We start from the raw sequence: 25,251 nt of genomic DNA, 5'->3' as shown, positions 1-25,251 counted from the left end.
AAGCAGGAGCTCGGTGATGATCTGCTCTTGCTTTTTCAGTTATAGATAGTGTTGAAAATCTTTTTTGACTACAATTGTTGCCGCTTTTTTTCGAAACAACAGCCAGACAATGACGCTCAACACAAAGGCCACTGCTTCCAGTGAAAGGATGTACCATGGATAAGGTCCTAGCAAGTCAAGCATACTAGCTGTCGCAGGCTTATGATGCAAGTAAAGATAGTTGCCTTTTGTGAGTTGATTAATGAATGAAATAACAGGCACAAGGATATTAAGAAAAATCAATGTTTTTACAATAGACATAAATGTAGGTCTGTATTCCTTCACCCACGTAAAATAAAGCGGAGTGCAAAATATCAGCATGTGTGTACAAAAGAAATGAAAAAAACGAAAGTGCGGAAAGCCGAAATATAAGTAGGGAGTAATCAATGCTTGAGACGCTCCCAATAGACCAATGAACAATAAGATTTCATAAAATATCTTCTTTCCTGTTATCAGTAGGAGAATCGTAAAGAAGGTAGCAAAGCTGCACAATTCAAGTGGAAGAGAACGGCTTGCTGTCCACGTGCCAGTCTGGAGCATCCAGACATGGTAAGCTGTTTCAATCCCGATTAAAAAGAAAGCAGCGGTTAATTCGATGGCTCTCATGTTTTGACGTTGAAGTTTGTCCCTAAATAGAAAAAGAGAAAAAACTATCCCGACTAAAACTATCAATGCTGTTATATGACTCGTAGAAAACATTTGAAATTGAACATCTTTATAACTGCCACTAAACCATTCCATCTATTCATCCTCCTTATTGGAAATATTTTAACATATAGGCATCTATTAATTAACCATCCTATGAAAAGACAGTTTATCTAATTATACGCACATCAAAAATAGAAAATACTGTACAGTTGTATATAAAATGAAAAGTAATGGTATCATTCGACTATCAAGGAAATTACAGGGGGGATAATTATGGTGAAATATATGGTTTTTGATTTTGATGGGACGCTGGCCAATTCAATTGAGCTATTTATTGCGGGTTATAATGACCTTGCCGCAAAAGAGGGATACCGTGAAATGAAGATAGAGGACATTGATTTGTTAAAGAAGATGACCATTCCCGAAAGATGCCGGCATTTAAATTTTCCAATGAGAAGCATTCCATTGGCTGCTCCAAAGCTTTATCGATATTTAAGGAAGTCAGAGAAGGGTCTTCCTTTTTATCCAGGGATCAAAGACATGCTTGACCAACTTAACCAACAAGGGATAAAAATGGCTATTATTTCATCTAACGCGACGGATATTATCGCTCGCTCGCTTAAAGCTCATCAAATTGATTATATAGAGGACATCTTATGCTCCAAGCATATTTTCACGAAAGACAAATTGATGAAAAAATTAATGAATAAACATCGTTTAAAGCCGTCCGATGTTTTATATGTCGGTGATGAGGAAAGGGATATTTCTGCTAGTAAAAGGGCAGGGATCAAAGTTGTTTGGGTGGCTTGGGGATATGACGATGAGGCCATTGCATTAAAGGCGAATCCCGACTATATTGCCCGGCAGCCATCAGATGTGCTCGCAACCGTAGAAAATATATAAGCATTCAGAACATAAATAAGGAGGCTGCTGCCAGTCAATTTCTGACTAAGCTGCAGCCTGTTATCAATTAATATCTTAGTGTGAGCAGTAAATCGCGAATGGATGGGTCTTTCATAATGGTTTCCCTATACTTATCAGTAATTTTCGTCAAAGCTACATCATGATAGAAAAATTCAGTGAAGAATTTGACTAGTGGTCTAGAGAAGGTATGAATGGCTTGCCACTTATTATCTTCAATCCCTGCAAATAACATCTCTTCCCCATCCACTATCAAAATTCGGCTTTTTTCCAAATGCTGATGATTCATATCTGGGATCAGTGTGGTAACCGAAGGGATAGCTGTCGGAATTTCACCGATTACATGCACTTTTACTTCTACCCCTTCACAGGATTTGCTTTCGAGAAGAGGAAGGTAAGCAGAAAAGTCGTCTGACCATCCAGAAATGAGAATAGACTGGGATGCTTTTTGGATCATACTTTTCAATAAAGCCTGAATGGAATGATTTTCTTTTAGCGTCCAGACACGATCATCGGTTGTTGTTTGTTTCACTCTAGTTTGTCGCAATTGATCAATATGTGAATCAAAATCAGCTTTCAGTTTTTCGATCGTTGATTCAACAGGAAGGGCGGCGTATAGCCGTTTTTTTTCGATCGTTGATTCAAGAATCATTCCTTTTTCTCCCATTCGATGAAGCACTTCATATACTTTTGCACGGGGAACGCCGGATAATTTCACGATATTTGTAGCATCTAATGGCTCTCCAGCTGAGACAAGAGATTCATACACTTTGCTTTCATATTGAGTAAATCCGAATTGTTGAAGCATGGTTTGGCTCCTTATTCCTCTTTTTACAAATATCATAACACAATCGTAAAACTCCACGTTGCCGAAAAATTTTTTCTTGTTTTTCCCCTTCAATAAAGTTACTCTTTTAGTAGTAACTTTTTGAGAAGGGCGTGCTTGTATGGATAAAAGGGTATATTTGCTCACTATCGTTTCGTTTGTTGTCGGAATGGTTGAATTAATTATTGGAGGGCTATTGGATCTGGTAGCCGAAGATTTGCATGTAAGTCTGGGGAAGGCTGGTTTTTTGATCACGATATTTTCACTTATATTCGCTATTTCAGCGCCCATCTTGTTGACAATAACGTCAAAAATTGAGCGGAAAAAATTAACATTGCTTGCTTTGCTTATCTTCTTTATTGGCAATGGGATAGCTGCCATCAGTCCTGTTTATGGTATGCTGCTGTTTGCTCGTGTACTCTCAGCGGCAAGCGGATCGCTGCTCGTTGTGCTCTGTGTAACGATGGCGTCAAACATCGTATCTGCTGCCTACCGTGCCCGGGCAATTGGAGTAGTGTTTATGGGCATTAGCGCCTCTCTCGTGCTTGGCGTCCCAATCGGGTTAATGCTTGGAAATACATTTGGGTGGAGAGCTCCGTTCGTCCTTATTTGCTTGTTAACTTTGTTTTCAATAGCAGGGGTATACTTTTTCATGGGCAAACTAGAAGCCAGGCCATCGATTCCGTTTAGAGAACAGCTTCGAACGCTGAAAGATGGAAAAATTCTTCTTGCCCAGTTCATTTCTTTCTTATTCCTGGCGGGCCATTTAACACTCTACGGATACTTGACTCCCTTTCTAAAGATATCTTTACATTTGGAGAGCACGTGGGTAAGCATTGTATATTTAGTTTTCGGCGTAGCGGCCGTTTTAGGAGGCGGACTTGGCGGGATGCTGGCAGATCGGTTTGGCGCAAAAAGGACGATTCTTTCCGTGCTTGTTCTATTTGCTTTAACTCTTTTTGCTATTCCCCATACCACATTTGCTTTGCCACTCTTTTTGATTGTAATGATTGTATGGAGCATGCTAAGCTGGGCCATCACACCAGCCATGCAGAGCTATCTGATAGAAATTTCTCCTGAAACGGCAGATATTCAGCAAAGCTTGAATAATTCAGCTCTTCACTTCGGCATTGCCTTCGGTTCATTCATCGGCGGGCTCGTCATTGAACATGCCTCTATCGAACATAATGCGAGTGTAGGCGGAGTGTTTATTTTAATTGCTCTGGCGGCAGCCATTTTCTCTATTGCCAAAGAAAGCAAAAAAGCAGGAGCGGTGGAGGAATGAAGAGCAACGAAGAAGGCCAGAAAGCCTGTATAGTTTAATGCGGAAGATATGCAGGTGTTATTCGAGAGAGCAAAAGATAAATAGGGGATTCATTGTGCATCGCTCGTAATCATGGGCAAAAAAACAGTGATCTTCTCCGATAAGGGGCTGTTATTAAGCAAGTATTGTAAAATATAAGGGCTGAATAACTTTTGGATGGGACGACAGGCAGCGTAATAAAAGGGGGATATCCTATTGAAAAAGGGCCATATCTTTTGGTTGATGAGTCTCTTTCTTTCTTTTTTAGGATTTTACAATATAGAGCATTTATTTACGATAAAGCCTGATGAAACTTCCGGCAATGGAAATCTTGGCATGCTAGTTATTCTAGCATTTTCACCTATTTTTGCTATCAGCTGCTTCTTAACCTACAAGTTAGTAAGAGGCAGTGTGAGGGGATGGAAGATGAGAGCACTAATTCTCGTGCTTTCTACGGCAAGCTGCCTGTTGCTAATACTGTTGGTTATTAGTTATAAAAATGAGTTGGTTGTTGAATTGGGAGGCCCTCCGGATCATCCTCAATCAAAGATTTATCGCTTTGGATGGATTAATCAATATACAAATAGTATCTATTTTAATGCGTATACTTTTTTCTTTATCCATCTCTTGGCCGTGATGGTCGGTTTGCTATCTACAATAAAGAGGGACAACCCTAATGAAAGTGTCCGTAAAAACGAAAAGTAAAGAAAATCCGGCAGAAATGTTTCATGCCGGATTTTTGCTGTGAAATTTAATGCTAATTATTTATTTTTCCCCGCTTTAGTCACAAAAGACTTATTCTTTCTCCATACCAGTTGGTTTTTTCATTTGTTTATAGCTGACTTTGTTAATCACAGTGGCTGATAATGCCGGCCCTTGGATATCAAGCCATGAAGGATACCAGCTATTGATCATCAGCTGCATCGGAGAGGAGCTGAAATTTCCTTCCCAAGACTGGACGACTTTCCCATCGATCAAAAAACGCGTTTCTTCAGGGAGGATGTCCATTCGATAATCGTGAAACTCCTCCGTTGGGTCAAAGGGGAGAGTATATTCCTGCTGTTTCGCTACTCTGCCATCCTGATAAATAGTGAAGAGCGCTTTGCTTTCTGGCTCATTAAAAATTTCAATATCAATCTCGTGATGCAGATCAGGCGGCGCATATAGGAAGAATCCTGTAATAGAGCCCGATGCATGAGCGACTTTAATGGCCGCTTCAAACTGTCCGTATTGAAAAGTGTTCCTTGTCCGTATCTCACCGCCATCTGCCGTTTGATGATTTAATTTAATCTTTACGCTCCCGGGAGTATGTTCAATTTGTTGAGAGAGCAAGTAACCACGACCTAGTTTAAACCGTTCTCTAACTTCCCATCTTTGATCGTTCCATGTATGAAAAGTATCAGTAGTGGATCGAGTAAAATGTACTTTTTCTGAAAATAAGTCACGAATATTCCTATTCTCCTTTAGTGACAAGAGAAGAACCAATGAAAAAGCAGTCATAAACAAAAAGAAACTGGAAAGAAGTAATATCTTTTTCATTTGTATGTCTCCGTCATTATTCGTATTTGGCAAACTCTCTTTTTATAATTGAATACGACTGCTTTAGGCGTTCTTCATATTGAGGTTGCTCCCATGGTTTCCAACTGTAAGAAAAGAAATCGTCAGCACGTAGGTGAATTGGTTCTGAGCCGGCTATTGCCGCAAAAGAGATCGCCTTAATTTTCTTGGAGGCTTCCATGCCGTCTTTCCAGTAGTCGCCGGCAATTTCTTTTGTACTCGGATCTTTTACATTAAGCAGCATCCACGGAATGCGAATTTCGACTATTCCCGTTTTTTCATTTACTTCATAATCTGCTAGAGAGTTATAATTTTTGCTGTCTGGATTGCCATTTCCTTTTTCTAGCTTTCCAGTTTCGAACGATTCAAAAGGATAGCGCTGCTTAGTAACCGGGTTGATTAATGTTTTATTTAACGCCATCTCGATTTTATGAAATGTGCCGTTATTCTTTTTAGAAGCATAAGGCTTCTTAGAAATCAGGTTTAATTTTTCCCCATACATAAAGTAGTGACTGTCATAGTAACTGTCCACAAGCATGCGCGAATCGTCTTTTCCATTCAGCCGCAATAGAAAATCAATTCCGCGTTCCGAGGTAATGCCCCCATTATAAGAAATGTTTTTATTGCCCTGCTGAGCTATCGTGTCGATTAGAAGAGTGGTATCCATTCCAGCTGCTTGTGTTTGGTTATAATCCAACCGAACATAAAGATATCTTTCATCATGAGTGATAAACGCTTGTTTAATGGCACTATTTTTCTTTAATTGTACAGGGATAACATTTGCTTTGTCCCAATCACCGGTTTTCCCATCAACACGAATTTTTAAACGGTCAAAGCTAACGATGCCGAATTGCTGTTCGTTTGTCTGAGCGTTTGACCAATACGGGCGACGATTCGGGTCATCGAATTCCATTGTGTTCCACGTTCGCTTGAACCACTCATCTTGCCAGTTGAATACCAGTCCTCCAGTGTAACCCTCTTTGATAATATCTTCAAAGCGTTCGGTAACGACCTTACCTTGTTTTTCTTCACTATTATGGCCTTGATTCCAGCCATAGGGGTTGGAATGGGTAATGCCTCGTGAAGCAGGCAAGCCGAATTCAGCGATTAATACGGGCATCGTGTGCGCCTTTTTCAAATCGTGCAAATATCCGGCGTAGCTGTTGGTTTTCCCGCGATGATCTTTATACTTTAAATAATTTTCATCGATATTTAAGAAATCCGGATAATACGGATAGACATGATAGGCAGCGAAATAGCCTGTTTTCAGTTGTTTTGTCGGATGAATGACATTTGGATTGATTCCGACTAGATCTTCCTGTTCAAGAGGCTCATAAGGATGGTCGAGTAAGTCCGTTGTCACCCAATTTGTAAAGCTGATAGGGTGCTGCGTACCATAATTTTTGGTTTCCTGCTGAAGGGTATAATCCATCATGGAGGCGAGCCAATATTCAAACGGCTGCGCTTTCTTTGTCTGCATATATGTGCCGGTGAAATCACCTTTTTCCTGGTGTTTTTTGTTCGTATGGTCGACCATATCCGGATACCATTCAATTCCAACAATCCATCCGATTAAATAAGGTGATACATCTGCTTTATATGAACCGCTGGCATGTCCCGGTTTTTCGGGAACTTCTGCATTGCCGTGCACTACATCTACAATGGTCCTAATGTCTGATTTAAACTGTTTCATAATTCCACCGTCAAAGGCATCCAGCTTTTCTTCAAGCGGCTCCTCATCTATCCAGATGCCATGGAATAAATAAATAGGTTTTTCGGCTTGTTCATTATAGCGTTTTAAAGCCCGGTAAAATCCAGGAGGGTGAAGAGTATATACCCGGATGGCATTGGCGTTCATTTCGCCGATTTGCTTGATCCATCGATAGTATTCTTCTTCTGAGATGGCTGCTTCTCCCGGCCATGCGCCTGGTTTTCCCATTCCCATATTGACCCCTTTAATCGTTAGGGGCTCCCATTTTCCATTCTTTAAAACTTGGAAACGGTCATCGGCTACTTTAGCATTGATGGAAATGCCGTCTACTTCTTCTTTATCCGTTTTGACAGCTTGTGTCTTTTTCGGAGATATGCGGGATGCTCGATCAATAAGCGTCTCCATCATCGGAGCATAAGTGTTCCAGTAAAAAGCATCACTATCTGCTGAGTTTTCGCTTGTGAATAGGCTTTTCACTTTAATGAGGCCCGTAACTTTATAAAAAGACGGCAAGTTGTTGATGTCATTATAGTCTCCTGCAAAATAAAAGGCGGGAGAGCCGTTTTTTTCTGTTTTAGTGACGGCCGCAAACGTATCAGGAATTCCATGTTCACTGAGAAGTTTTTTTCCTTTATTATTTAGTTTCCATTCATAGTTGGCCATCACCTCTTGTTGATTCCGCGGAGTAATGACATCAAACCAATAATTATAACGAGGGCTTTCTTTCAGATTGAATTCCTTCGTTCCGCGAGCTGTAAATTTTACAGTCAATTTATCAGATTTCAGATGCCGTTTCTCCAGTACAACGATTTTTCCATTTTCGTGAATAAACAAAAAGCCAGGACCAGAGCTTTTCCATTTGTGCTTTTCTTGAGTTTCGTATGCCTCAATGGCCCAACGAGGAATTTCCTTGTTTTTGGCCGGATCTAGCTCTTCAAAGCGGCGTCCAATCCATCCCGTCCAATCGATATTCAAGAAATTTAGAAAATCATTACGTATATCTTTGGAAGTAGGGGAAGCAAAGCTATTGTATTCTGAGACCCATACAGGTTGCTGATCATAATAAAGCTCTTGCAGCTCCGTCCATTCTTTTTTGCTTATTCCCCCACGGGAGCCTTTAGAGTGGGAAGTATCGATTCCATATGTATCAGCTGTATAAATGAGCTGCGGTGAGTTGGATAATTGCGAGATAGTTCGATCTGTATATTTTTTTTCGGCAATTGGCACGGTTCCCGCGTAATCTGTTTCCTTTCTATAAGGTGCGCCTGAAGGCTGATTATATTTCTTATAGTTTACTAACCACGTCAGACCTTGGTGTTCCCGGAACGTGTCGTCAGGCACCGTTTTATCAAAGATTAATAGATTTATCTTTTTGGTAGGTTTGGCGTGCCAAATGAGTATAGGGGATGTGATAATAAAAAGTAGAATGACCAACCAAAGCCACTTTCTCATCTTATCTACCTCCTTTTAGAATTGTAAATGGTTTCTGCTTATTATATCTCTCTTTTAGCTATAAAATAAACAACCGTTCATGGATCTAAATAACGTAGAAGAAATAATAGAGTGAGCCATAGATTCATTTTCCCTTTCAGTTTCCTCTTCATGTTTCTGTTTAGATCATTTGACAAATTTTCTCAAAAACTTTAAAAGCAAAAGAGTCCCCTTTAACAGCCTCTTTATAACGCAGCTGTTAAAGGGGACTAAACGATATTTAAATTTGTACATTAAGATTATCGAAAGGTATTACGCCAGATTCTTCTGAATATCGATGCCCCGAAGAGAAGGAAGGCAAGAAATCCAACTATTGCAAGGATCGTACTTAAAATATCAGCGATCTCTCCTAGGCCAATTAGTCCAAAGAAAGTAGAAGTTACCCCTAATACTGACAAGAGGAGCCAAGCCACGCCTGTTAGAAATCCAAGGAAAATTTCAGAAATGCTGCCATTCAACCCATTGCTCATAGAAGTTCACCTCCTTTTTAACAGGAATAGTGGTTCTATAATATAGTTATGCCGATAAATGGGTTTTGGTTTATAAAAAAGCGAAAAGAAGCATAAAAAGGGTCATTCTCTAATACAGGGAGGATATTGAAGGTATCGCCAACACTTAAGAACATCCTGAGAGGCTGGCGAAGTAACAGAAGTTCGCCTTTTTTCATAAATAGGCATTTACAAGCACCCGCCATCTTGTCTCAATAGCCGGCCAGCTGAAAGGTGGGGCGTAATAGGTGGCCGGTTTAGCGGGCGAATCGCAGGGGACACCAAAAGCATCATCACTACCTTATAGAAGCTTTAAGGCAGTCTTAAAGCTTCCTCGTGAATGCCCCCGGATAACTGACAACTAATCCATGAAAATCGATTTTAATATTTGTTTCATACATACCGCTTTAGTAATGAAATTCTCTTTCGTTATTTGCCTGATTTAAATGTTGATTGTTTTTTTATCTGCCTGATCACCAAAGAATATTATTCAATGTTCATTCCGAATTTGGGAGAACTTTCATAAGCTATAGTAGCTTATAACAAAGGTGGTGCGCTTAATGAGTGCAGGAGGTTATGGTGGAGGCTTCGCATTACTTGTTGTGTTGTTTATTCTGTTGATCATTATTGGAGCTGCTTATGCTGGTGGCGGTGCAGGATTCTGGTGATCAGTGAAAGAAATGTCATAAAACAAGGAACAGACAAGTAACCAGGCTGCCTCCTTGTTTTCATAAATAGCTGGCAAAGGGCAGAACATAGCAAGCAGGTGTCCTCTGCTTGCTATCTATACTAAAAACCATACAGTTTTTTTGTCAGACTCTTTTCTAAAAGATTTAACTGTGTGTAAGAAAGCAAACGGTTGATAAAGAAGCTAATTGGAGCATCCGGAAGTGGAAATCAACCACCCTTTTTTACGAAATAGCAATAAAGTTTACGAAAACAGCCTATTTTTTATTGACTACAAATTAGCGGCGTGTTCAGCATGTTTAATAATTGCTTTTTTTTGTCTATACTGCTCTCAAGGAAGAAATGAACAATAAATAGAGTGAAGCGGTAAGCATATATAGAGAAGAACTGTAGGAAACTGAATAGTTGAAAGTCCAGCATCCATACATCAATGTGACGGCATTTCTTTATGACTGAGAGGAAAGCTGGATGAATATTTTAGCAAGGACTTACAAAGCGGAGGGTCGCAATGGAGTTTTTCTTTAAAAAAAGAAAAAAACAATCACAATTAAAAGAACAGCATGCTGAAGAAACGGATAATGTACCTGCTAAGTCGGAAGATGAAAAAGAATCTTTTTATTACAATCAAGAGACGGGTCTCCATTTCTCCATCCGCTATATCTCTACTCTTATAGACGAGAAGGTCGTGGAAAAGGATGTTTTGCCGTACTTATTAGAAAAGCCATTTGCATCCATTGAAGATGTAAAAAAGATCCTTCCAATTGAAGACGTACAAGTGGAGACAGATGAAAGGCTCATTGAGGACAAGCTTTTTAAAGGATATCTCGTACTTAAAGCAAATAACGAGAAAGGATGTTTTGCTTTTATTGATGCTAAAGAAACACTCGTTCGCTCGCTCTCCCCTCCGGAGGTGGAAACGGCTGTTATTGGCCCAAAAGAAGCATTTATTGAATCGATTGATAAAAACATCAACCTTTTAAGAACAAGGCTGCCCGTTAAGGAGCTGATGATCGAAGAGTATACGATCGGTTCTATATCGAAAACAAGAACGGCGCTTTTGTATATTGAGAATATTGCCAATCTGGAAAACGTCAATACGATGCGTGAACGGCTACAGCGAATTGACTTTGATTTGATTAACGATAGTGCCTATATCGAACAAATTGTAGCTGACAATAAAAAATCATTATTTCCGCAAATGCTTGATACAGAGAGAACCGATCGAGCAGCATCCGCGCTTGTGGAAGGAAAATTGATTGTCATAGTTGACGGCTCTCCTCATGCGTTAATCGGTCCGACCAACCTGGTGGAGTTTTTTAGTTCATCTGAAGATTATCTATTAAATTGGATGATGGCTTCTGCCTTGCGTTTAATTCGCTTGTTTGCTGTTGTATTTTCCATTTTAATTACGCCGATGTATGTAGCCGTGTTGACCTATCATTATGAGCTGATTCCCAAAGACTTGATGGCTACATTGATTACTTCCAGACAGGCGATTCCTTTTCCGCCTGTGATAGAGGCGCTTATTCTTGAGCTCGTTATTGAACTGCTCAGGGAAGCTGGAGCACGGCTGCCCACTAAAATTGGGCAAACCATTGGTATCGTTGGCGGGATTGTTATCGGGACAGCCTCTGTTGAAGCAGGCTTAACGAGTAATGTTTTATTAATTCTAGTGGCTCTTGCCGCTCTTGCTTCTTTTGCCACTCCAGTCTATAAAATGGGCAATGTGATCCGCTTTCTGCGCTTTCCTTTTCTTTTGTTTGCTCAGCTTTGGGGACTGCTTGGGGTCGTCTTTTGTTTGCTTATTGTGATTACTCATTTGCTTCGTCTTACGTCATTAGGGCGCCCTTACTTTGAACCACTGTACCCGCCAAGGTGGAGAGATTTAAAAGATTCATTCATTAGAATGTCTTTTGATAAACAAATCCGGCGTCCATCTTATTTGCAGGCACAGAAGCCGATCCGCTTTAAACCGGATGAGCAAAAAAAACGTCATGATATTGAAGAGTAACCAGCGGAGGTTTTTTGTATGCAGCCAATAGAAGCACAAAGGAAGATAGATCCTTTTATTGTTTTTTTTGTTATTATCTCAACACAGATCGGTGTAGGGATTCTCGGCTTTCAGCAGTTGCTTGCCAAAAGCGCTGGGTATGACTCCTGGATATCGGTCATCATTGCCGGCGTTGCGACTCATATTGTTATGTTTATGATATATAAAATGCTCAACGAGGAAGATGCTGGTTTAGCCTCTATTCATGAGCGAGTATTTGGCAAGTGGCTCGGCAAGCTGTTCAATCTACTCTTTGCTGGTTATTTTCTGCTGGGGCTTCTTACGGTCACGCGTACGTATATTGAACTTGTACAAGTATGGATGTTTCCAGGTTTAAGCGTATTCTTGTTTACTTTTTTCTTTTTCTTGCTTGTTTTTTATATTGTCAGCGGCGGGTTTCGTGTCATTAGCGGATTATCGTTCTTTTCTGTTGTTTTGCCGATCTATCTTCTCATTGTTTTTCTCTTTGTCATTCCTTACACTGATTTTTATAACTTTTTTCCAATATATGAGCATTCCACAAAAGAGATATTGCAGGCTTCAAGGGATTTAACGTTAATTACGTTAGGGTACGAAACGCTTTTAGTCTTTTACCCTTTTATACAAAATGGCCAGCGGTCAAAAAAGTGGGCACACTTTGGTCTATTATTTACAACGATTGTTTATCTGTACTCGACAATTCTTTCTTTCGCCTATTTTAGCGAAGAGCAATTACAGGAAACGATATGGCCTACCTTGTCCATGCTAAAAATTGTTCAATTTCCATTTATAGAGCGCTTGGAATATATCGGAGTCGTCAATTGGAACATTATTATTATTCCAAACGTCTGCATTTATTTATGGTGTGCCAGCCGATTGTTTAAACAGACAGTGAAAATCAAACAACGGAAATCTGCTATCGGGGTGTTGTGCATTTTTCTTTTTATCACTCCGCAGCTGGAGACAAGGATTCAAGTGGATAAACTGAATGATTATTTTAGCAATGTCGGGTTTGTTATCAATTATCTTTATATTCCTCTTCTCTTTATCTTGCTGTTCATTGTGAAGAAGGTGAAAAAGAAATGATCAAAAAAGGTGTTTTGCTTATTCTTTGTTTTTTCCTGTCGGGGTGTATTCAAAAAAGCATCATTGATGAAGTTCATACAGAAAGAGGAGTAGGGTATGACACAGCATCGAACAATAAAATCCGCGGAACGATTTTGCTGGCAGAATACAGTTCAGATCGAACAACTAAAAATGTAACGATGAGCGTGGTGGATCAATCGAGTGTCAATATATTAAATAAGGCCCAAAGACAATCAGACGCAACCATTGTGTATGGCTCGCTGAAACTCGTACTTTTTAGTGAAGCCATTGCAAAAAAAGAGATCATTGAGATCAGCGATGCTTTTGTCCGGGATGCAAGAATTGGATCAAGAGTCTACTTTGCTATTTCAGAGGGAAGAGCTCAGGAGATGTTAGAGGGGGACTATGGAAAACAGGGAAATGCGACATACATTTCAGAGACATTAGAACACAATATTGCAAGCGGAGACGTCCCGAGAACGAACCTTCATTTATTTGTGTATAATTACACCCAGCAAGGAAAGACCGCCTACTTGCCTATGGTTAAGAAGCTGAATGAAGATAGAATCGATATTTCGGGCATTGGCTTATTAGATTGGCAAGGGCGCCTGATTGATAAAGTTTCCGCTGATGATATGTTCTATTTTAAGTTGCTCGTTGACAAATACAGCGCCGGAACGAAAACAGTCAAATTAGCCGGCGACCGGGCTACCATAAAAAGCATTCGTTCAGAAAATAAAATAAAAGTAAGCAAAAAAAATCCTTTTAGCTTTACGATTAATATCAAGATAGAAGGGATTATTCAGGAATACAGAGGGAGACGTTTAACCCCTCAAAAAATAAAGGAGTTTGAAAAGGCATTCGCTCAGCAAATTACTGAGAGCACAAAAAAACAAATCAAGCATTTTCAGTATCTTGGCATTGACCCGATTGGTTTGGGACGCAAAGCCAAGCAGCAAACGAGAAATTTTGATTTTAAAAAATGGGAAGAAGAATATAAAGATGTCACGGTTCAAGTAAATACCGATGTGGTCGTTTTGGAAAGCGGGGTTGTTCAGTAAGTTTCATAACGTAGACTTAAAGAAAATGGACGAATGATACCAAATGCATTCTTTCTTTAAGAAATGCGCTGCCAAGGATGCGGGCAGGACAACAAATCTATCCTTGGCAGTTTTCTCTGAGGAGAGTCGAACTCATAGGTGGAAATCGAAAAGGATGGGAGCAGTTTAGAGCAAGGCATTCTTTACCATAAGATGAGAAGCGCCATGTGTCCGATTTATTCCTTTTCCCTGACCAAACGTTCTCTATCGGGTACTCCGGGTGGCTGTTCAAGCCAGTTATGCTTGATCATAATATCAGCCCCACTTTTGGCGAGCCGGGAAATCTCCAGTGACAACCGTTCGTAATTAACCACCAAGTCACTTCTTTGGCTGACAGAAGCAGCAGTTGCATAATTGCCTATTCCTGTCGCACTTAGAAGAGACATATGGAACATCATTAGTTTGTCTGAGAATGTTTGAGTCGTTGAATCGCTAACTGAAATATCAGGAAGCTGAGGGGTTTGAAGCTCATTCTCTAAAAGTGTATCAGCAAAGATTTTAATATGCTTCTTGGAAATGTCTTTTCCTCGCATCATAAATTCTTTGATCTCTTTAGATGGTGAAGTTTGGGCAAAGCCAACACACAGTTTAACCCCGACTGTATTTGTCACTATATTCAGATAAAGGTGAGAGATTTCTACAGCATTTAATGGACGTTTGCTATTGAAAGGATTTAATCCGCTTAAATAGTTTTTACTATCTACATAATCAATTTCTTTTGGAACTTCAATCACAGGGTGTCTAGGGTAAATTCCTTTGGAAAGAGCAATCTCTGTCGTTTGGTTGTAAAGGGAAGAAGTCTCCATTAATCCTTTTGTAAAGTAATCGCGTATATCAGCTCTTGCACTCATAGAGAGAAAACCACTATAAGCCAGCATCCCGGCTCTTGCCATTTCATTCACATAGGTTAGACAGAATACGTCGGAAAACAGCCATGGGGCATCCATATTAACATCTTTATCAGTAAACCCATCTGGGACTGCATATTGTTCTTGATTAAAAAAAGTATGGAGCTGATTTAAATGGTTGGATGACAGGTCAAAAGCAAAGCGGATAGCAGGCTTGATTTCTTTGTCTTTAATATGTTTGAGCAAGTAGCCAAGTATGCATTTGGACATGCTGTCGTTCATATAGGAAGTCCAAAGAGAAGCGATCTCAGCTGCGGTAAGAGGAATTTCTTTATTAATTTTCATCGTAACCTCCACAAAGTAAATAGTAATTATTTTTCGTGTCTGCTGCAGGATAATCATAACTTTTCCTTTTTGGGGAGACACTATGCTAGATTTACTTGATAAGTTGAAGTAGGGGGATGGTTAAGTGACAAGTCATGATCATATTAAATTAACATCAAGTGAGTTATCCTCACTTTTTGGAGCATACGTGAGTGATACATTGTCCATTTGTGTGCTTTCGTACTTTCTGAATCATGTGGAAGATTCCGACATAAAAGATTGTGTAAAGTTTGCTCTGGAATCGGCCCAAACGCGTATGAAAAAAGAGGAGAGCATATTTAGAGCAGAAGGCATCGTTATTCCTGTGGCTTTTAGTGAACAAGATGTCAATGTGCGAGCGCCGAGGCTCTACAGCGATGAATTCATCTTGCATTATGTGAGTAACATAGGGGTCATGGGATTGAATGCATACGCCACTGCTTTACCGACTACAGCCAGACAAGACATTCGGGAATTTTTTAGTCTTTGCTTACAAGCAGCCACTGAATTATTCAATCAATCTGTAGATATATTGCTGAACAAAGGGCTGTATATTCGTCCGCCTTATATTCCTTATCCGCAGGTGACAGAGTTTGTTCATAAGCAGCACTTCTTGGCCGGTTGGGTGGGTGAGCAGCGGCCTTTAACAAGCACAGAAATTTCCTTTCTTTTTATGAATTTATACCGTAATACACTGGGAAGTGCGTTGTTAACAGGTTTTTCACAAACAGCCCATTCAAAGGAGATTCGAAAATACATGGAAAGAGGAGCAGAGATTGGGCAGCATCATAGTGCCGTATTTGCGAAATTTTTAGAGGAGAGCAACTTGCCCGTTCCTACTGCTTCCCACTTCACAGTGACTGATTCGGTGGAGGCCGTATTTTCCGACAAATTAATGATGAGCCATACGGCCGCTCTGTATAACGCGGGCAGCGGTTTTTATGGAAGGAGTATTGGAGGAAGTTCCAGAAAAGATCTGTCAGCTGCTTACAGCCGATTAATGATTGAAGTAGGAGAATACTCGCTCGACGGGGCTAAAATAATGATTGAAAATGGTTGGGTGGAAAAGCCGCCTTCCGCTCCAAACCGAAAAGACTTAGCAGGGGGTTAAACCGATGTGGATGCAAAAGAAAAATTGTTTTGGAGCATTGCCCTTCCCGGTTTTGGGCAACTCTTAAACGGAAAATACCTTAAAGGTCTCTTGTTAATTGTTTTAGAATTTCTTATTAATGTACAAGCTAATTTTAATCAGATGATCATTGCCAGTTTTCAAGGCAATATCGAACAGTCGATCGCCCAAGCCGACTTCCAATGGCTCATGTTTTACCCTTGTGTTTACTTTTTCGCCATGTGGGATGCCTTTAAAGATGCTGGAGGAGGAAAAGAGCCCTATTCTTTTTTGCCATTCGTGTTTTCTGCTTATTTTGTCACAGTAGGGCTTATTTTTTCAACGAAATTAAAGGTTTTTGGCATATTGATAGGCCCTATTTGGCTTCCGATGATGGGGGTGATTCCAGGATTACTAACAGGACAGTGGCTGAAAAAAATACTAAAAAAGACATAGGGTTAGGGATTAAACAGTCAGAGTGTATGATGCATTTTATGAGAACAGAGAAGATAACACAGATAAGCAAAAAAGGATTTCCGGAACGTTTTCGAGTGTTGGGCATGTTAGGAAAAGGTTTTTTCAAGTCATAAATGCTGCCAAATGAACGATGTTCCGGAGATTGCTGGTTTATCGAGCATAATCGAACTAGGCCTTCACAAACTCTCATGACCTGGAGGTAGCACAATCCATTTTTTCAGCAGCTCGATGCATAGATTAATGAAAGGATTTTCTTAAAGTGAATAACGGATTCCGCTTTAGCAGTATATTTAACAGCCAAGAATAAAGATACGTAAAGATCAGGCCAATAACGATAGCAGGCCACCCAAAGACAGCAAAGCCGAAGACCAGTACAATGATATTAATAAAACGAATAGATTTGGCGATATTTATTTTATTATTTCTTTTATGCAAAATAAGCGCAATGACGTCCATTCCAACGGTAGATGCATTTGTTGAAATGCAGCAATAATAGCCAAAAGCAATGAAAAGGCAGGCAAGTAAAATGTCGACGCCGATATTGATTGTGCAATTAAAGGGCAAGCTGTAAAACAAGGAAAAAGAAAGGGCATAAAATAAGCTGCTGCCAATTGATTTTACAAAGTTTTCTTTTCCTAAAAATAATAATGAGACGCTTAGTAATAATCCAGTCATTCCGTTGCTTACATATAGAAGTGGAACATGAAAGGCTTTGTCCACGATCATTGATAAGCTAGTTACTCCGCCATTAACAATATGATGAGGTACCATCCATTTGGCATAAGCAAATCCTAAAAAAATATTACCGATTAAAATGATTAATAAATCTGCCATAAACGGCTGTTTTTCCCTCATTCTCTCCCCCCTTTGAAGTACAAGTACTTATCCTTTTTCCCTCACAGCAAATAAAAATGCTTTTCTGCTTACTAACGCCAGTTAATTACTTACATACGATGCCAAAAGCTCTTTTTCCTTTTTCTCTTTTATGAGGATTTGTCATGAAGACTAAGCGATTTTTTCATAAGTAGATGCTGATTAAGAAAGGGCTGTCATTAAGAGTCAGGGTATAGTTGAAGGAGGCGTGACCTAAAGAATCATAGCGAAAGATGGATTTTTTGTCCACTAACCATAATCCTCTTCTGTATGTTTCTGTTAACAGGCGAAGGATGGAGAGAAGATGGAAAGAGATCGGTGCTATGTACGCGGGAAAGATAGCTCTACGCTTATTTTCTTCATTATTAAAAATAGAAGAAAATGTGCAACTTGATCCAGAGACAGATGCAATATCACAATAAAACGGTTCTCTATCTTGGTACATTGGCAGAGATAGGGTAATGATAGACTTTTATAAAAGCAGAAGAATGTTAGATGAAAAGGAAAGGAACATAATTCTCGATGAAAATATAATTGAATAAGAAGAATATTTTTTCTCAGCTAACGAAGCAAATTAATTATCGTGGATGGATGATAAGGAGAAGATTTTGAAAGAAATAATAACGGCCGATTTTTAGATGGATGATTATGATTAGAGCTCCCTTGTTGGAAGCTCTTTTTTTATTTTAAAGAATAGGGAAAGGCAGACGATTGAATCAACTTTCGCTGGTTAGACCTTTAATTTTTCATTACATTCAATGTAAAAAAGCCGTCATGTGTAGAAATTGCTACTTTTTGTTTCTCTTTTTCAAAAAATCTTACAGCGCCTAATTGTTCTTCTTTTAACTCTGTCCAGCCTGAGTTTTTAATTGCTTTTAAATACTCTTCGTGTATGCTGCTAATTTCATCAGCTTTTGAATAATTATATTTTTGGTATTGTAAGATGTTTGGATTACCAGATTGGCCTTCTGTTTCTTTCGCACTGGCGGGCACTGGAAAATCAGAGTTTATCGTTGAAGGGATAAACTTATTAGTATTTGAAGAGCATCCACTGATTAATAAGAGACTGAATAGCACACCGATTATTTTTTGCAAACGTAGTTAAACCTCCTATACTCATTTTTCTAAGTCAAAAACGTTCCTCATCTTTCCTTTCTTCCCGATAGTTAGTAGAATGTCTATCCCCAGCTATTGAGCGATTATTTTTAACACCTTTTGTAAGGTCATCGTATGGAGAGTAATGGCTAGAAGATAGTTTTTTCTTTCTAATCATTTTATAAAGAATTATTCCCACGCCAAGAACGATGATTAAAAGAACGATATATTGCATGCTGGACATCACTCCTTAAATAATAGGTTATTCGTTGAATGGGTGGGGGAAATTGGATGAAAACGTAACAAATGAACAGTATTACATTGATATTCTTTTATTATAGTATCAACACCCATAATGTACAAATAATGGGACATTTTGCTAGGATGCACACGAACAGCAAATTCACTCACTGGATTTTAGATTAGTCTAATCGCCAAAAAGGTGTGTTTTATGTAATCACTCTTTTTTTGGTTGTCTCCCTTTATTAGATAGAGCCTTCTTTTTCTTCTATTTATAAGAATTTTATGTTAAACGGCACCTGCTGTGTTGGTGTTACTTAGTAAAAAATAGGTATATGGTCAGAAGAATTTAAGGAAGTTATAAGAAGGAAAGTGTATTCTTGCTTTACATATAAGACTTATAGAGAAATGATAAGGAAAAAAGTCACGTTAAACAAAAAAGCTTTTGAAGATAAGAAGCTTAATTAATAACTGACATCATATTAAACTGCGTAAATGTAAAGCAGGCAAGCAAGTATAAAAATATAGAAGCAAAAAGCCGAATGTTTAAAGATTGTTCACGATAGCGGCTGTGTTCTCTATAGTAGGGGGGAAAGAAATGCAGGGGAAAGAGTATGTTGATCAAGAATGGTTAGCGCTGATGATCGAGGCCAAGAAAGCAGGTATTTCAATTGAAGAAGTGAAGAAATTTCTTAAAAGTAAGGAGACATCTAGTGAGTTTCTTAGTTTTATAAAGAAAGATAGAGTATAGAGGGGGAGTAGCTGTTTCAGATGGATATAAAAGAGGGAATGTGCAAGAGAATTCTAAGGGACCGTTCTCTTAGATGAAATTAAAAAAGATCTCTTATGGATTCAAAATATAAATCGACATTTCAGTTACTTTGTGATATCAATTATTTTTTAGCATCTTTGTTAAGCTAGTTGAAAGTCTCTGGCCTTCTAATAAGTCCAGCTGATTGTCGGCGAGTAGGGGGAGTTCATATCTTTGCCTGATCACGTAGAAAAGTGGGCCACCTTTATGGGGTCAGTTCAAGTAGCCCACCTCATGGGGGATCAAAGGAGAAGGTGCAATCGATCCTGTTTTCTCCTTTTCTTTGTTCACTTTTCGCCAGTAAACAAAGGGTCTTCTAACACTCACTTTAGAAGCTATTCTTTAAATAAAGATCATTTGAGCTTTTTTGCTGCTGCACATGATTTTTCTCCTTCTTGCTTCAGAGAATCCCATTTCTTTCTTTTAGGAATGGATGTAATTATGCACGCGATTTTATATGTATTTAACCAGCAGTCAGCTGGTTTTAAAAAGGGCTTTTTTATTAGAAGGTGACGGTGGATTAAAATAAGGAAAGCAAATGAAGAAACTAATATTCATACATGTGAACACTGGAAATTGTTTAAGCTATCCTCCCAAATAAGGAATCTCTTGCGGAATTCATCATTCAGGAGATAGTTAAAACTTAAGGTGTTTTTTTATGTTTGTCCCTGCTGAATATGCATCAAGGTCTCCACTGTTTCTTTTCCAGGATGAATACCGATTTCCTCTTTTAGTTTCTTCTCAAAATTTTCATATAAACGGATGGCATCGGCCCGCATGCCGAGATGTGCGTATCCTAGCATTAAGCGAGTGACGATGTGTTCTGAATAAGGGTTAAACTGTAATATTTTGTGCAAGCACCCTATATATTTATCCTCTAGACTATTTTGTTCATAGTAATCGGCCAATCTATGCAAAATAGCTATAAGCTTAGCCGAGAGTTCATCTGCTTTCGGCCTTGCCCATTCGTAAGCTTCTTCTTCCATAAAAGCACCTGTATAAAGCAGAAGCACCTTTTCGACGTCCTCTACATTGTTAGAAGAAATGCTTTCTGATAGCTTTTCAAATGAAGAAACATCCAGCACTGCGTCATGTAAGTGCAAGGTGTATTGCTGGCCTGCAAAAGTCAGCGTATTGCCGGGACCAAACCCCTCCAGCTGCTTGCGTACATAAGAAATACAGGTGTGAAGATGAATTTTTGCTTTTTGGTAATCATGGCCTGGCCAAAGCTGATCAATGAGTATATCCCTATGGACCGGCTTATCCAGATGGAGTGTTAAGAAAGCAAAAACTTCTTTAATCTTAGCAGTTTTCCATTTAACAGCCGTATTATTACAGACAATAGAAAATTGCTTGAAACATTGTATATAGAGGGAAGGGGACTGAGGAGACAGTATCGGCTCCTTCTCTTTTTCCAGATTTAGTTTGTCCTCAAGGCGATCAATAGTCTTAGCCAGCCGCTCTTTGAGTATAGGCTTCAGCAAGTAATCAATGGAATCTAGTTCAAATGCCTGAATGGCATAATCTCTATGTGCCGTGGTAAACACAATTTGGACATTAGGCTTTTCATCTTGAATAAGAACAGCTAAATCAAGCCCGCTAATCCCAGGAAGATCAATATCAAGGAAGGCGGCGTTGAAAGAGATGTTGTTGATATCCTTAAGAAGCGACGGTGCATCTGGGTACGTGCCAACTACCTCTACTTGAAAATGAGCCAGTCGTTTTTTCATCAATTCTAGCGCTAACGGTTCATCATCTGCTAAAATAGCCCGAATCATAGATATGCCTCTCTTTTTCTTATTAATAAGTATATTGTAAGAGAAAAAAGTGTTAAATGTAAGAGTGAAATTGCACTTTTCGCATAAATACTGGAAATTGAGAGCAGGAAAAGTAAGAGAAAAGTCCTTTTAAATGAAAAAACTATCCTTTGACGATAGAAAGAGCAAAACAATTAGAATGACACGATAAATGGATTAAGCTGCCTTATGTCGGTTGAAGAGCTTTCTTTGTGTCTTTTTCAAAGCTGCTTGTTGGCATTGATAAGCATTTTGTAAGAAAAGAATAGTAGGATGAGGACCATCCGATGTTCTGTATGTTTCTTATTCCTGTACAGCACTAGAAGTATGTATGATTACATGAAGGAGAGGACAATAAAAAATGAGAGTTTTAATAGATAAAAAAGAAAAAAAGACGATGTCTACAACAGACAAGTATGAAAAAGCATGAAAAAACGAAATACATGGCTAGCTGTCCTCTGCTTTATCGTCGTTTTGATAGGGCTTCGTTTGTCCTGGCTTTATATCTATAATGACCCTAGTATGCCAAAGGCAGAAAAAGGAATAATAGATGCGGCAAAAGTAGACCTATCAAAAAAACCTATGCAGTTAAAGGGAGAGTGGCTTTTTTATCCAGAGCAGTTGCTCACACCTGATAGTTTGTCAGAGCAAAAGAAAAAAGCTGTACAGGTCCCGATTCCCTCTGATTGGAAAGAATGGATTCAGGACAAGCAGAAACATCCATACGGGTATGGCACCTTTCAATTGTCAATTTTAACGGATCAAAATAAGCAGGAAACATACAGAATTCGATTTATGGGCATCCAATCTGCTGCTCGTATTTTTGTGAACGGTCAGTTAATAAAAGAAATGGGCAATCTCGGTACAAATAGAGTGAGCTCCCATCCAGAAAACAGTTCTTTTTCTGTGAATGTCAAGCCGAAAAACAGCAAGATTGATCTAGTGGTTCAAGTATCTAATTTTCACTATCTACGGTCAGGCGGCATTTCACGCCCAGTGTATTTCGGAACAACAGAGGCTGTCAGACATCATGAGCAAATCTCTATGTCTATGCAGCTGATCACTGCAGCTGTTCTTTTTTTTCATGGAATTTACTTAGTTATTCTATACATGTTCGTTTTTAAGAAGAAAAATTTGCTTTTGCTTGCAACAGCTGTATTTTGCATGTGTTTTTCCATACTAATTGATGATGATCAACTGCTCCGATTTGCTATTCCAATGGATATTGCTTTTGAAACAAGATTAAAACTTGCGTATCTATTGTATTTTGGCGCGGTCGTTTGCAGTTTTAGTTTCTTGAAAACACTGGTACCGGGTCAGTTCAATAGAACCTTCCGTTTGTTTCAGTTATTTACAGCTATTTATCTTATTGCTTTGATTATTTTTCCCTATCAGGAGTTTTATTATTTCAGATCGGTTATTTATAGTTTTATTACTCTTGGACTCGCGTTTCTTGTTCCAGTTCTTTTCTATAAAGTAGCTTCTCGCAAGGAACCGTACACGATTTATCTTGTTTTTACCGTGGTGGCTGTTTCGTCCAGTGCACTAGGGGGAGCGGTAAAGCAATTTTTTAAGGGGATCGCTGTACCATTCTATCCATTTGATTTACTAATTGGCACTGTTTGTTTTGCTCTCTTTTGGTTTAAGAGATTTTATTATACAGCTGAAGAAAAAACACAATTGAATGCAAAATTGCAACGTGCAGATAAAATGAAAGATGATTTTCTGGCGAATACTTCCCATGAGCTGCGCAACCCGCTTCATGCGATGATCAATATTGCTCAGTCACTATTAAGTGACCCGCTGTCTGAGGAAACGAAAAGGCAGGTGCAGATGATAGAGTCAGTTGCCCGAAAAATGTCCTATACGTTACAGGACTTAACAGATATCTCAGCGCTGAAAGAAGGCCATGTTCCTTTATCCAAGCAGCCAGTCGATCTTTACAGTATTGTTGAGTATGTGTTTGACCTGTTGGCATTTTCAAAAGAGGGGAAGCATGTGGTATTTACCAACGATGTGCCAAAGACTTTTCCATTGGTGGTTGCAGATGAGAATAGAATGGCACAAGTTATGTTCAACCTTATTCAAAATGCGTTGAAATTTACTGAAGAAGGGATGATTTCTGTCTCTGCATTGGAGAAGGAGGGACAGGCAGTGATCTCTGTTCAAGATACTGGAATAGGGATGGATGAAGAAACACAAAAACGGATTTTCCAGCCATATGAACAGGCTGATTCGAGCATGACTGCTGCGGGAGGCGGCATGGGGCTGGGCTTAAGTATTTGTGCGCAGCTAGTTGAGCTGCACGGAGGAACACTGTTTGTGATCTCTTCTCCAGGAGAAGGGTCCACTTTTACCTTTTCTCTTCCGATTAGCAGGAAAAAAAGAGAGCGGATCGAGGAACCATTAAAGCAAGACAAACTGCCTGATTTGGTGGCGGCATCATTTGCTCGAGAAGAAACTGAGTCGATTCTGGTGATTGATGATGACCCAATTAACCTCTCTGTATTAAAGAGAATGTTGGCACAAGCAGGCTATGCGGTGACAACTTGCTTAAATGGAGAAGAGGCGCTTTTACACCTGCATGATCAAAGATGGAGTTTAATCATCTCGGATGTCATGATGCCTCGAATGTCCGGCTATGAATTAACCTCTCAAGTAAGGAAAAAGTTCTCGATGTCAGAGCTTCCGATTCTACTATTGACAGCACGGGGGAAAACGGAAGATATCGAAGCCGGCTTTCAGGCAGGAGCAAATGATTATATTTTAAAACCGGTGGAGAAGGCGGAGCTCATGGCAAGGGTTTCAGCGCTTCTTCAGTTAAAGCAATCAATGCACAAGCAGGCTCGTACAGAGGCAGCTTTGCTTCAAGCGCAGATGCAGCCTCATTTTTTATACAACACTCTTAACACAATCGTGGCGCTGAGTGAAATTGATCATGATGAAATGGCCAAGTTATTGCATGAATTCGGGAACTATTTACAGAAGAGCTTTGACCGGGGCAACATGCAGGAAACGGTGACGATGGAATCAGAGCTGAACCTTGTCCAATCTTATCTATATATTGAGCGTCAGCGCTTCGGTGAACGTCTGTCCATTTGCTGGGAGGTAGAGGACGACAGCTTGCAGGCACTTGTTCCTCCGCTGTCCATCCAAACACTAGTGGAGAATGCGGTGAGACATGGAAGGTCTGAGCAGACTAACCCGTTGGTTGTTTCTTTAATTGTGAAAAGAGTAGAAGATCATATACAAGTGGTCATTAAGGATAACGGTTGTGGGATAGAGAGCGAGAAAATAAAATTGATATTAGAAGATCCTGAACAAGGAGGCATCGGTCTCTATAATACGAATAAGCGTCTTATTCAGCTGTACGGGCAAGGACTAACTATTCAAAGCGCTATAGGAAAAGGAACAAAAGTGGCTTTTTCTCTTCCTATCCCATCAAGTGGAAACCACGATGCCCATCTATAAACGGGAAGGCTAGCTAGAATGCTTGGTTCTTCTTTATTTGACCTTCGTCTTTGGATGAATCTCCCTTCAAAATTTAAACGTATCATGATTTCGCCCTATCGATAACATAAAATGGATAGGGCGCTTTATCTATGACTGGTTAAGCGAACATCATCTTACTAAATTATTTTTTCGCTCGTGAAGAGACATCAAACATATGAGACAGCTAATTTTTAGTAAAGAAGAGCGCTTTAAATATCTATGAAAGGCAACAGGTTTCTAGACAGCCTGTCTAAAAGAGGGG

Annotated in this window: 22 protein-coding genes; 12 read left to right on the top strand and 10 right to left on the bottom strand. The window is 39.4% G+C overall.

The features are described from left to right. Nucleotides 1–39: 39 nt before the first annotated feature. Nucleotides 40–780 carry a YwaF family protein gene (locus tag MKZ02_RS15540; RefSeq protein ID WP_340854359.1) on the bottom strand — a complete coding sequence of 247 codons (741 nt, stop codon included), beginning with the start codon at nucleotides 778–780 and terminating at the stop codon, nucleotides 40–42. A 180-nt stretch (nucleotides 781–960) separates the two neighbouring features. Between MKZ02_RS15540 and MKZ02_RS15535 the strand changes: the two genes are divergently transcribed. Beyond that, nucleotides 961–1,590 carry an HAD-IA family hydrolase gene (locus tag MKZ02_RS15535; protein ID WP_340854358.1) on the top strand — a complete coding sequence of 210 codons (630 nt, stop codon included), beginning with the start codon at nucleotides 961–963 and terminating at the stop codon, nucleotides 1,588–1,590. Between the two features lie 67 nt (nucleotides 1,591–1,657). Here MKZ02_RS15535 and MKZ02_RS15530 read toward each other — a convergent pair whose 3' ends face one another. Next, complete coding sequence (locus tag MKZ02_RS15530) at nucleotides 1,658–2,416, bottom strand: TrmB family transcriptional regulator (RefSeq protein ID WP_120030811.1); 759 nt, start codon at nucleotides 2,414–2,416, stop codon at nucleotides 1,658–1,660. A 139-nt stretch (nucleotides 2,417–2,555) separates the two neighbouring features. Between MKZ02_RS15530 and MKZ02_RS15525 the strand changes: the two genes are divergently transcribed. Further along, a complete protein-coding gene (locus MKZ02_RS15525; protein WP_340854357.1) occupies nucleotides 2,556–3,719 on the top strand; it encodes an MFS transporter in 1,164 nt (387 codons plus the stop codon). 234 nt (nucleotides 3,720–3,953) lie between these two features. Continuing rightward, nucleotides 3,954–4,442, top strand: coding sequence for a hypothetical protein (locus MKZ02_RS15520; protein WP_340854356.1), 489 nt, complete (start codon nucleotides 3,954–3,956; stop codon nucleotides 4,440–4,442). Nucleotides 4,443–4,532: 90 nt separating this feature from the next. On the opposite strand, the gene MKZ02_RS15515 is transcribed toward MKZ02_RS15520, so the two are convergent. The 3 genes from MKZ02_RS15515 to MKZ02_RS15505 all read right to left on the bottom strand — a co-directional run bounded on the left by MKZ02_RS15515 (nucleotide 4,533) and on the right by MKZ02_RS15505 (nucleotide 8,966). Beyond that, nucleotides 4,533–5,276, bottom strand: coding sequence for a glycoside hydrolase family 16 protein (locus MKZ02_RS15515; protein ID WP_340854355.1), 744 nt, complete (start codon nucleotides 5,274–5,276; stop codon nucleotides 4,533–4,535). 16 nt (nucleotides 5,277–5,292) lie between these two features. Then, complete coding sequence (locus tag MKZ02_RS15510) at nucleotides 5,293–8,457, bottom strand: hypothetical protein (protein ID WP_340854354.1); 3,165 nt, start codon at nucleotides 8,455–8,457, stop codon at nucleotides 5,293–5,295. 278 nt (nucleotides 8,458–8,735) lie between these two features. Further along, on the bottom strand, nucleotides 8,736–8,966 hold the full coding sequence (locus MKZ02_RS15505) for an ABC transporter (protein ID WP_120030822.1): 231 nt from the start codon (nucleotides 8,964–8,966) through the stop codon (nucleotides 8,736–8,738). A 578-nt stretch (nucleotides 8,967–9,544) separates the two neighbouring features. Between MKZ02_RS15505 and MKZ02_RS15500 the strand changes: the two genes are divergently transcribed. The 4 genes from MKZ02_RS15500 (at nucleotide 9,545) to MKZ02_RS15485 (ending at nucleotide 13,847) form a co-directional block, all read left to right on the top strand. Beyond that, nucleotides 9,545–9,652: a YjcZ family sporulation protein gene (locus tag MKZ02_RS15500; RefSeq protein WP_340854353.1), complete on the top strand. Its 108-nt coding sequence runs from the start codon at nucleotides 9,545–9,547 to the stop codon at nucleotides 9,650–9,652. A 527-nt stretch (nucleotides 9,653–10,179) separates the two neighbouring features. After that, on the top strand, nucleotides 10,180–11,682 hold the full coding sequence (locus tag MKZ02_RS15495) for a spore germination protein (RefSeq protein WP_340854352.1): 1,503 nt from the start codon (nucleotides 10,180–10,182) through the stop codon (nucleotides 11,680–11,682). An 18-nt stretch (nucleotides 11,683–11,700) separates the two neighbouring features. After that, on the top strand, nucleotides 11,701–12,786 hold the full coding sequence (locus MKZ02_RS15490; protein ID WP_340854351.1) for a GerAB/ArcD/ProY family transporter: 1,086 nt from the start codon (nucleotides 11,701–11,703) through the stop codon (nucleotides 12,784–12,786). Then, entirely contained in the window at nucleotides 12,783–13,847 is a 1,065-nt protein-coding gene (locus MKZ02_RS15485) for a Ger(x)C family spore germination protein (protein ID WP_340854350.1), read from the top strand. Before MKZ02_RS15490 ends, MKZ02_RS15485 begins: the two co-directional genes overlap by 4 nt. A gap of 215 nt (nucleotides 13,848–14,062) precedes the next feature. On the opposite strand, the gene MKZ02_RS15480 is transcribed toward MKZ02_RS15485, so the two are convergent. Next, nucleotides 14,063–15,079 (bottom strand): DUF3231 family protein, encoded by a 1,017-nt coding sequence (locus MKZ02_RS15480; RefSeq protein ID WP_340854349.1) that lies wholly within the window; start codon nucleotides 15,077–15,079, stop codon nucleotides 14,063–14,065. Between the two features lie 124 nt (nucleotides 15,080–15,203). Here MKZ02_RS15480 and MKZ02_RS15475 point away from each other — a divergent pair, with 124 nt between their 5' ends. Next, nucleotides 15,204–16,208: a DUF3231 family protein gene (locus tag MKZ02_RS15475; protein ID WP_340854348.1), complete on the top strand. Its 1,005-nt coding sequence runs from the start codon at nucleotides 15,204–15,206 to the stop codon at nucleotides 16,206–16,208. 6 nt (nucleotides 16,209–16,214) lie between these two features. Then, complete coding sequence (locus tag MKZ02_RS15470; protein WP_120030834.1) at nucleotides 16,215–16,661, top strand: hypothetical protein; 447 nt, start codon at nucleotides 16,215–16,217, stop codon at nucleotides 16,659–16,661. A 258-nt stretch (nucleotides 16,662–16,919) separates the two neighbouring features. On the opposite strand, the gene MKZ02_RS15465 is transcribed toward MKZ02_RS15470, so the two are convergent. Then, the gene (locus MKZ02_RS15465; protein ID WP_120030836.1) at nucleotides 16,920–17,537 is read right to left on the bottom strand and encodes a YitT family protein; all 618 of its coding nucleotides are present in this window, start codon (nucleotides 17,535–17,537) and stop codon (nucleotides 16,920–16,922) included. Between the two features lie 311 nt (nucleotides 17,538–17,848). On the opposite strand from MKZ02_RS15465, the gene MKZ02_RS15460 reads away from it, so the two are divergent. Then, a complete protein-coding gene (locus MKZ02_RS15460) occupies nucleotides 17,849–17,977 on the top strand; it encodes a hypothetical protein (protein ID WP_340854347.1) in 129 nt (42 codons plus the stop codon). Between the two features lie 316 nt (nucleotides 17,978–18,293). Here MKZ02_RS15460 and MKZ02_RS15455 read toward each other — a convergent pair whose 3' ends face one another. Further along, nucleotides 18,294–18,650 (bottom strand): hypothetical protein, encoded by a 357-nt coding sequence (locus MKZ02_RS15455; protein ID WP_120030840.1) that lies wholly within the window; start codon nucleotides 18,648–18,650, stop codon nucleotides 18,294–18,296. A 34-nt stretch (nucleotides 18,651–18,684) separates the two neighbouring features. Then, on the bottom strand, nucleotides 18,685–18,885 hold the full coding sequence (locus MKZ02_RS15450) for a FeoB-associated Cys-rich membrane protein (RefSeq protein ID WP_120030842.1): 201 nt from the start codon (nucleotides 18,883–18,885) through the stop codon (nucleotides 18,685–18,687). Nucleotides 18,886–19,488: 603 nt separating this feature from the next. Here MKZ02_RS15450 and MKZ02_RS15445 point away from each other — a divergent pair. Continuing rightward, entirely contained in the window at nucleotides 19,489–19,641 is a 153-nt protein-coding gene (locus MKZ02_RS15445) for an anti-repressor SinI family protein (RefSeq protein ID WP_340854346.1), read from the top strand. A gap of 716 nt (nucleotides 19,642–20,357) precedes the next feature. On the opposite strand, the gene MKZ02_RS15440 is transcribed toward MKZ02_RS15445, so the two are convergent. Then, a complete protein-coding gene (locus tag MKZ02_RS15440; protein WP_340854345.1) occupies nucleotides 20,358–21,479 on the bottom strand; it encodes a response regulator in 1,122 nt (373 codons plus the stop codon). Between the two features lie 444 nt (nucleotides 21,480–21,923). Between MKZ02_RS15440 and MKZ02_RS15435 the strand changes: the two genes are divergently transcribed. Further along, a complete protein-coding gene (locus MKZ02_RS15435) occupies nucleotides 21,924–24,968 on the top strand; it encodes an ATP-binding protein (RefSeq protein ID WP_340854344.1) in 3,045 nt (1,014 codons plus the stop codon). Nucleotides 24,969–25,251: the final 283 nt, after the last annotated feature.

Source organism: Pseudobacillus sp. FSL P4-0506 (assembly GCF_038003025.1).
Classification (GTDB): Bacteria; Bacillota; Bacilli; order Bacillales; family Domibacillaceae; genus Pseudobacillus.
The sequence above is the reverse complement of the archived record's forward strand: the minus strand, read 5'-3'. Positions and strand labels throughout refer to the sequence as shown.

Excerpts from the sequence above, each read along its gene's own strand:
- MKZ02_RS15530 (WP_120030811.1), bottom strand. The coding sequence starts at position 2,416 with ATGCTTCAACAATTCGGATTTACTCAATATGAAAGCAAAGTGTATGAA.
- MKZ02_RS15525 (WP_340854357.1), top strand. The coding sequence starts at position 2,556 with ATGGATAAAAGGGTATATTTGCTCACTATCGTTTCGTTTGTTGTCGGA.
- MKZ02_RS15540 (WP_340854359.1), bottom strand. The coding sequence starts at position 780 with ATGGAATGGTTTAGTGGCAGTTATAAAGATGTTCAATTTCAAATGTTT.
- MKZ02_RS15535 (WP_340854358.1), top strand. The coding sequence starts at position 961 with ATGGTGAAATATATGGTTTTTGATTTTGATGGGACGCTGGCCAATTCA.
- MKZ02_RS15480 (WP_340854349.1), bottom strand. The coding sequence starts at position 15,079 with ATGAAAATTAATAAAGAAATTCCTCTTACCGCAGCTGAGATCGCTTCT.
- MKZ02_RS15510 (WP_340854354.1), bottom strand. The coding sequence starts at position 8,457 with ATGAGAAAGTGGCTTTGGTTGGTCATTCTACTTTTTATTATCACATCC.
- MKZ02_RS15465 (WP_120030836.1), bottom strand. The coding sequence starts at position 17,537 with ATGAGGGAAAAACAGCCGTTTATGGCAGATTTATTAATCATTTTAATC.
- MKZ02_RS15485 (WP_340854350.1), top strand. The coding sequence starts at position 12,783 with ATGATCAAAAAAGGTGTTTTGCTTATTCTTTGTTTTTTCCTGTCGGGG.
- MKZ02_RS15515 (WP_340854355.1), bottom strand. The coding sequence starts at position 5,276 with ATGAAAAAGATATTACTTCTTTCCAGTTTCTTTTTGTTTATGACTGCT.
- MKZ02_RS15440 (WP_340854345.1), bottom strand. The coding sequence starts at position 21,479 with ATGATTCGGGCTATTTTAGCAGATGATGAACCGTTAGCGCTAGAATTG.
- MKZ02_RS15500 (WP_340854353.1), top strand. The coding sequence starts at position 9,545 with ATGAGTGCAGGAGGTTATGGTGGAGGCTTCGCATTACTTGTTGTGTTG.
- MKZ02_RS15445 (WP_340854346.1), top strand. The coding sequence starts at position 19,489 with ATGCAGGGGAAAGAGTATGTTGATCAAGAATGGTTAGCGCTGATGATC.
- MKZ02_RS15450 (WP_120030842.1), bottom strand. The coding sequence starts at position 18,885 with ATGCAATATATCGTTCTTTTAATCATCGTTCTTGGCGTGGGAATAATT.
- MKZ02_RS15435 (WP_340854344.1), top strand. The coding sequence starts at position 21,924 with ATGAAAAAACGAAATACATGGCTAGCTGTCCTCTGCTTTATCGTCGTT.
- MKZ02_RS15490 (WP_340854351.1), top strand. The coding sequence starts at position 11,701 with ATGCAGCCAATAGAAGCACAAAGGAAGATAGATCCTTTTATTGTTTTT.
- MKZ02_RS15495 (WP_340854352.1), top strand. The coding sequence starts at position 10,180 with ATGGAGTTTTTCTTTAAAAAAAGAAAAAAACAATCACAATTAAAAGAA.
- MKZ02_RS15460 (WP_340854347.1), top strand. The coding sequence starts at position 17,849 with ATGGAGAGAAGATGGAAAGAGATCGGTGCTATGTACGCGGGAAAGATA.
- MKZ02_RS15505 (WP_120030822.1), bottom strand. The coding sequence starts at position 8,966 with ATGAGCAATGGGTTGAATGGCAGCATTTCTGAAATTTTCCTTGGATTT.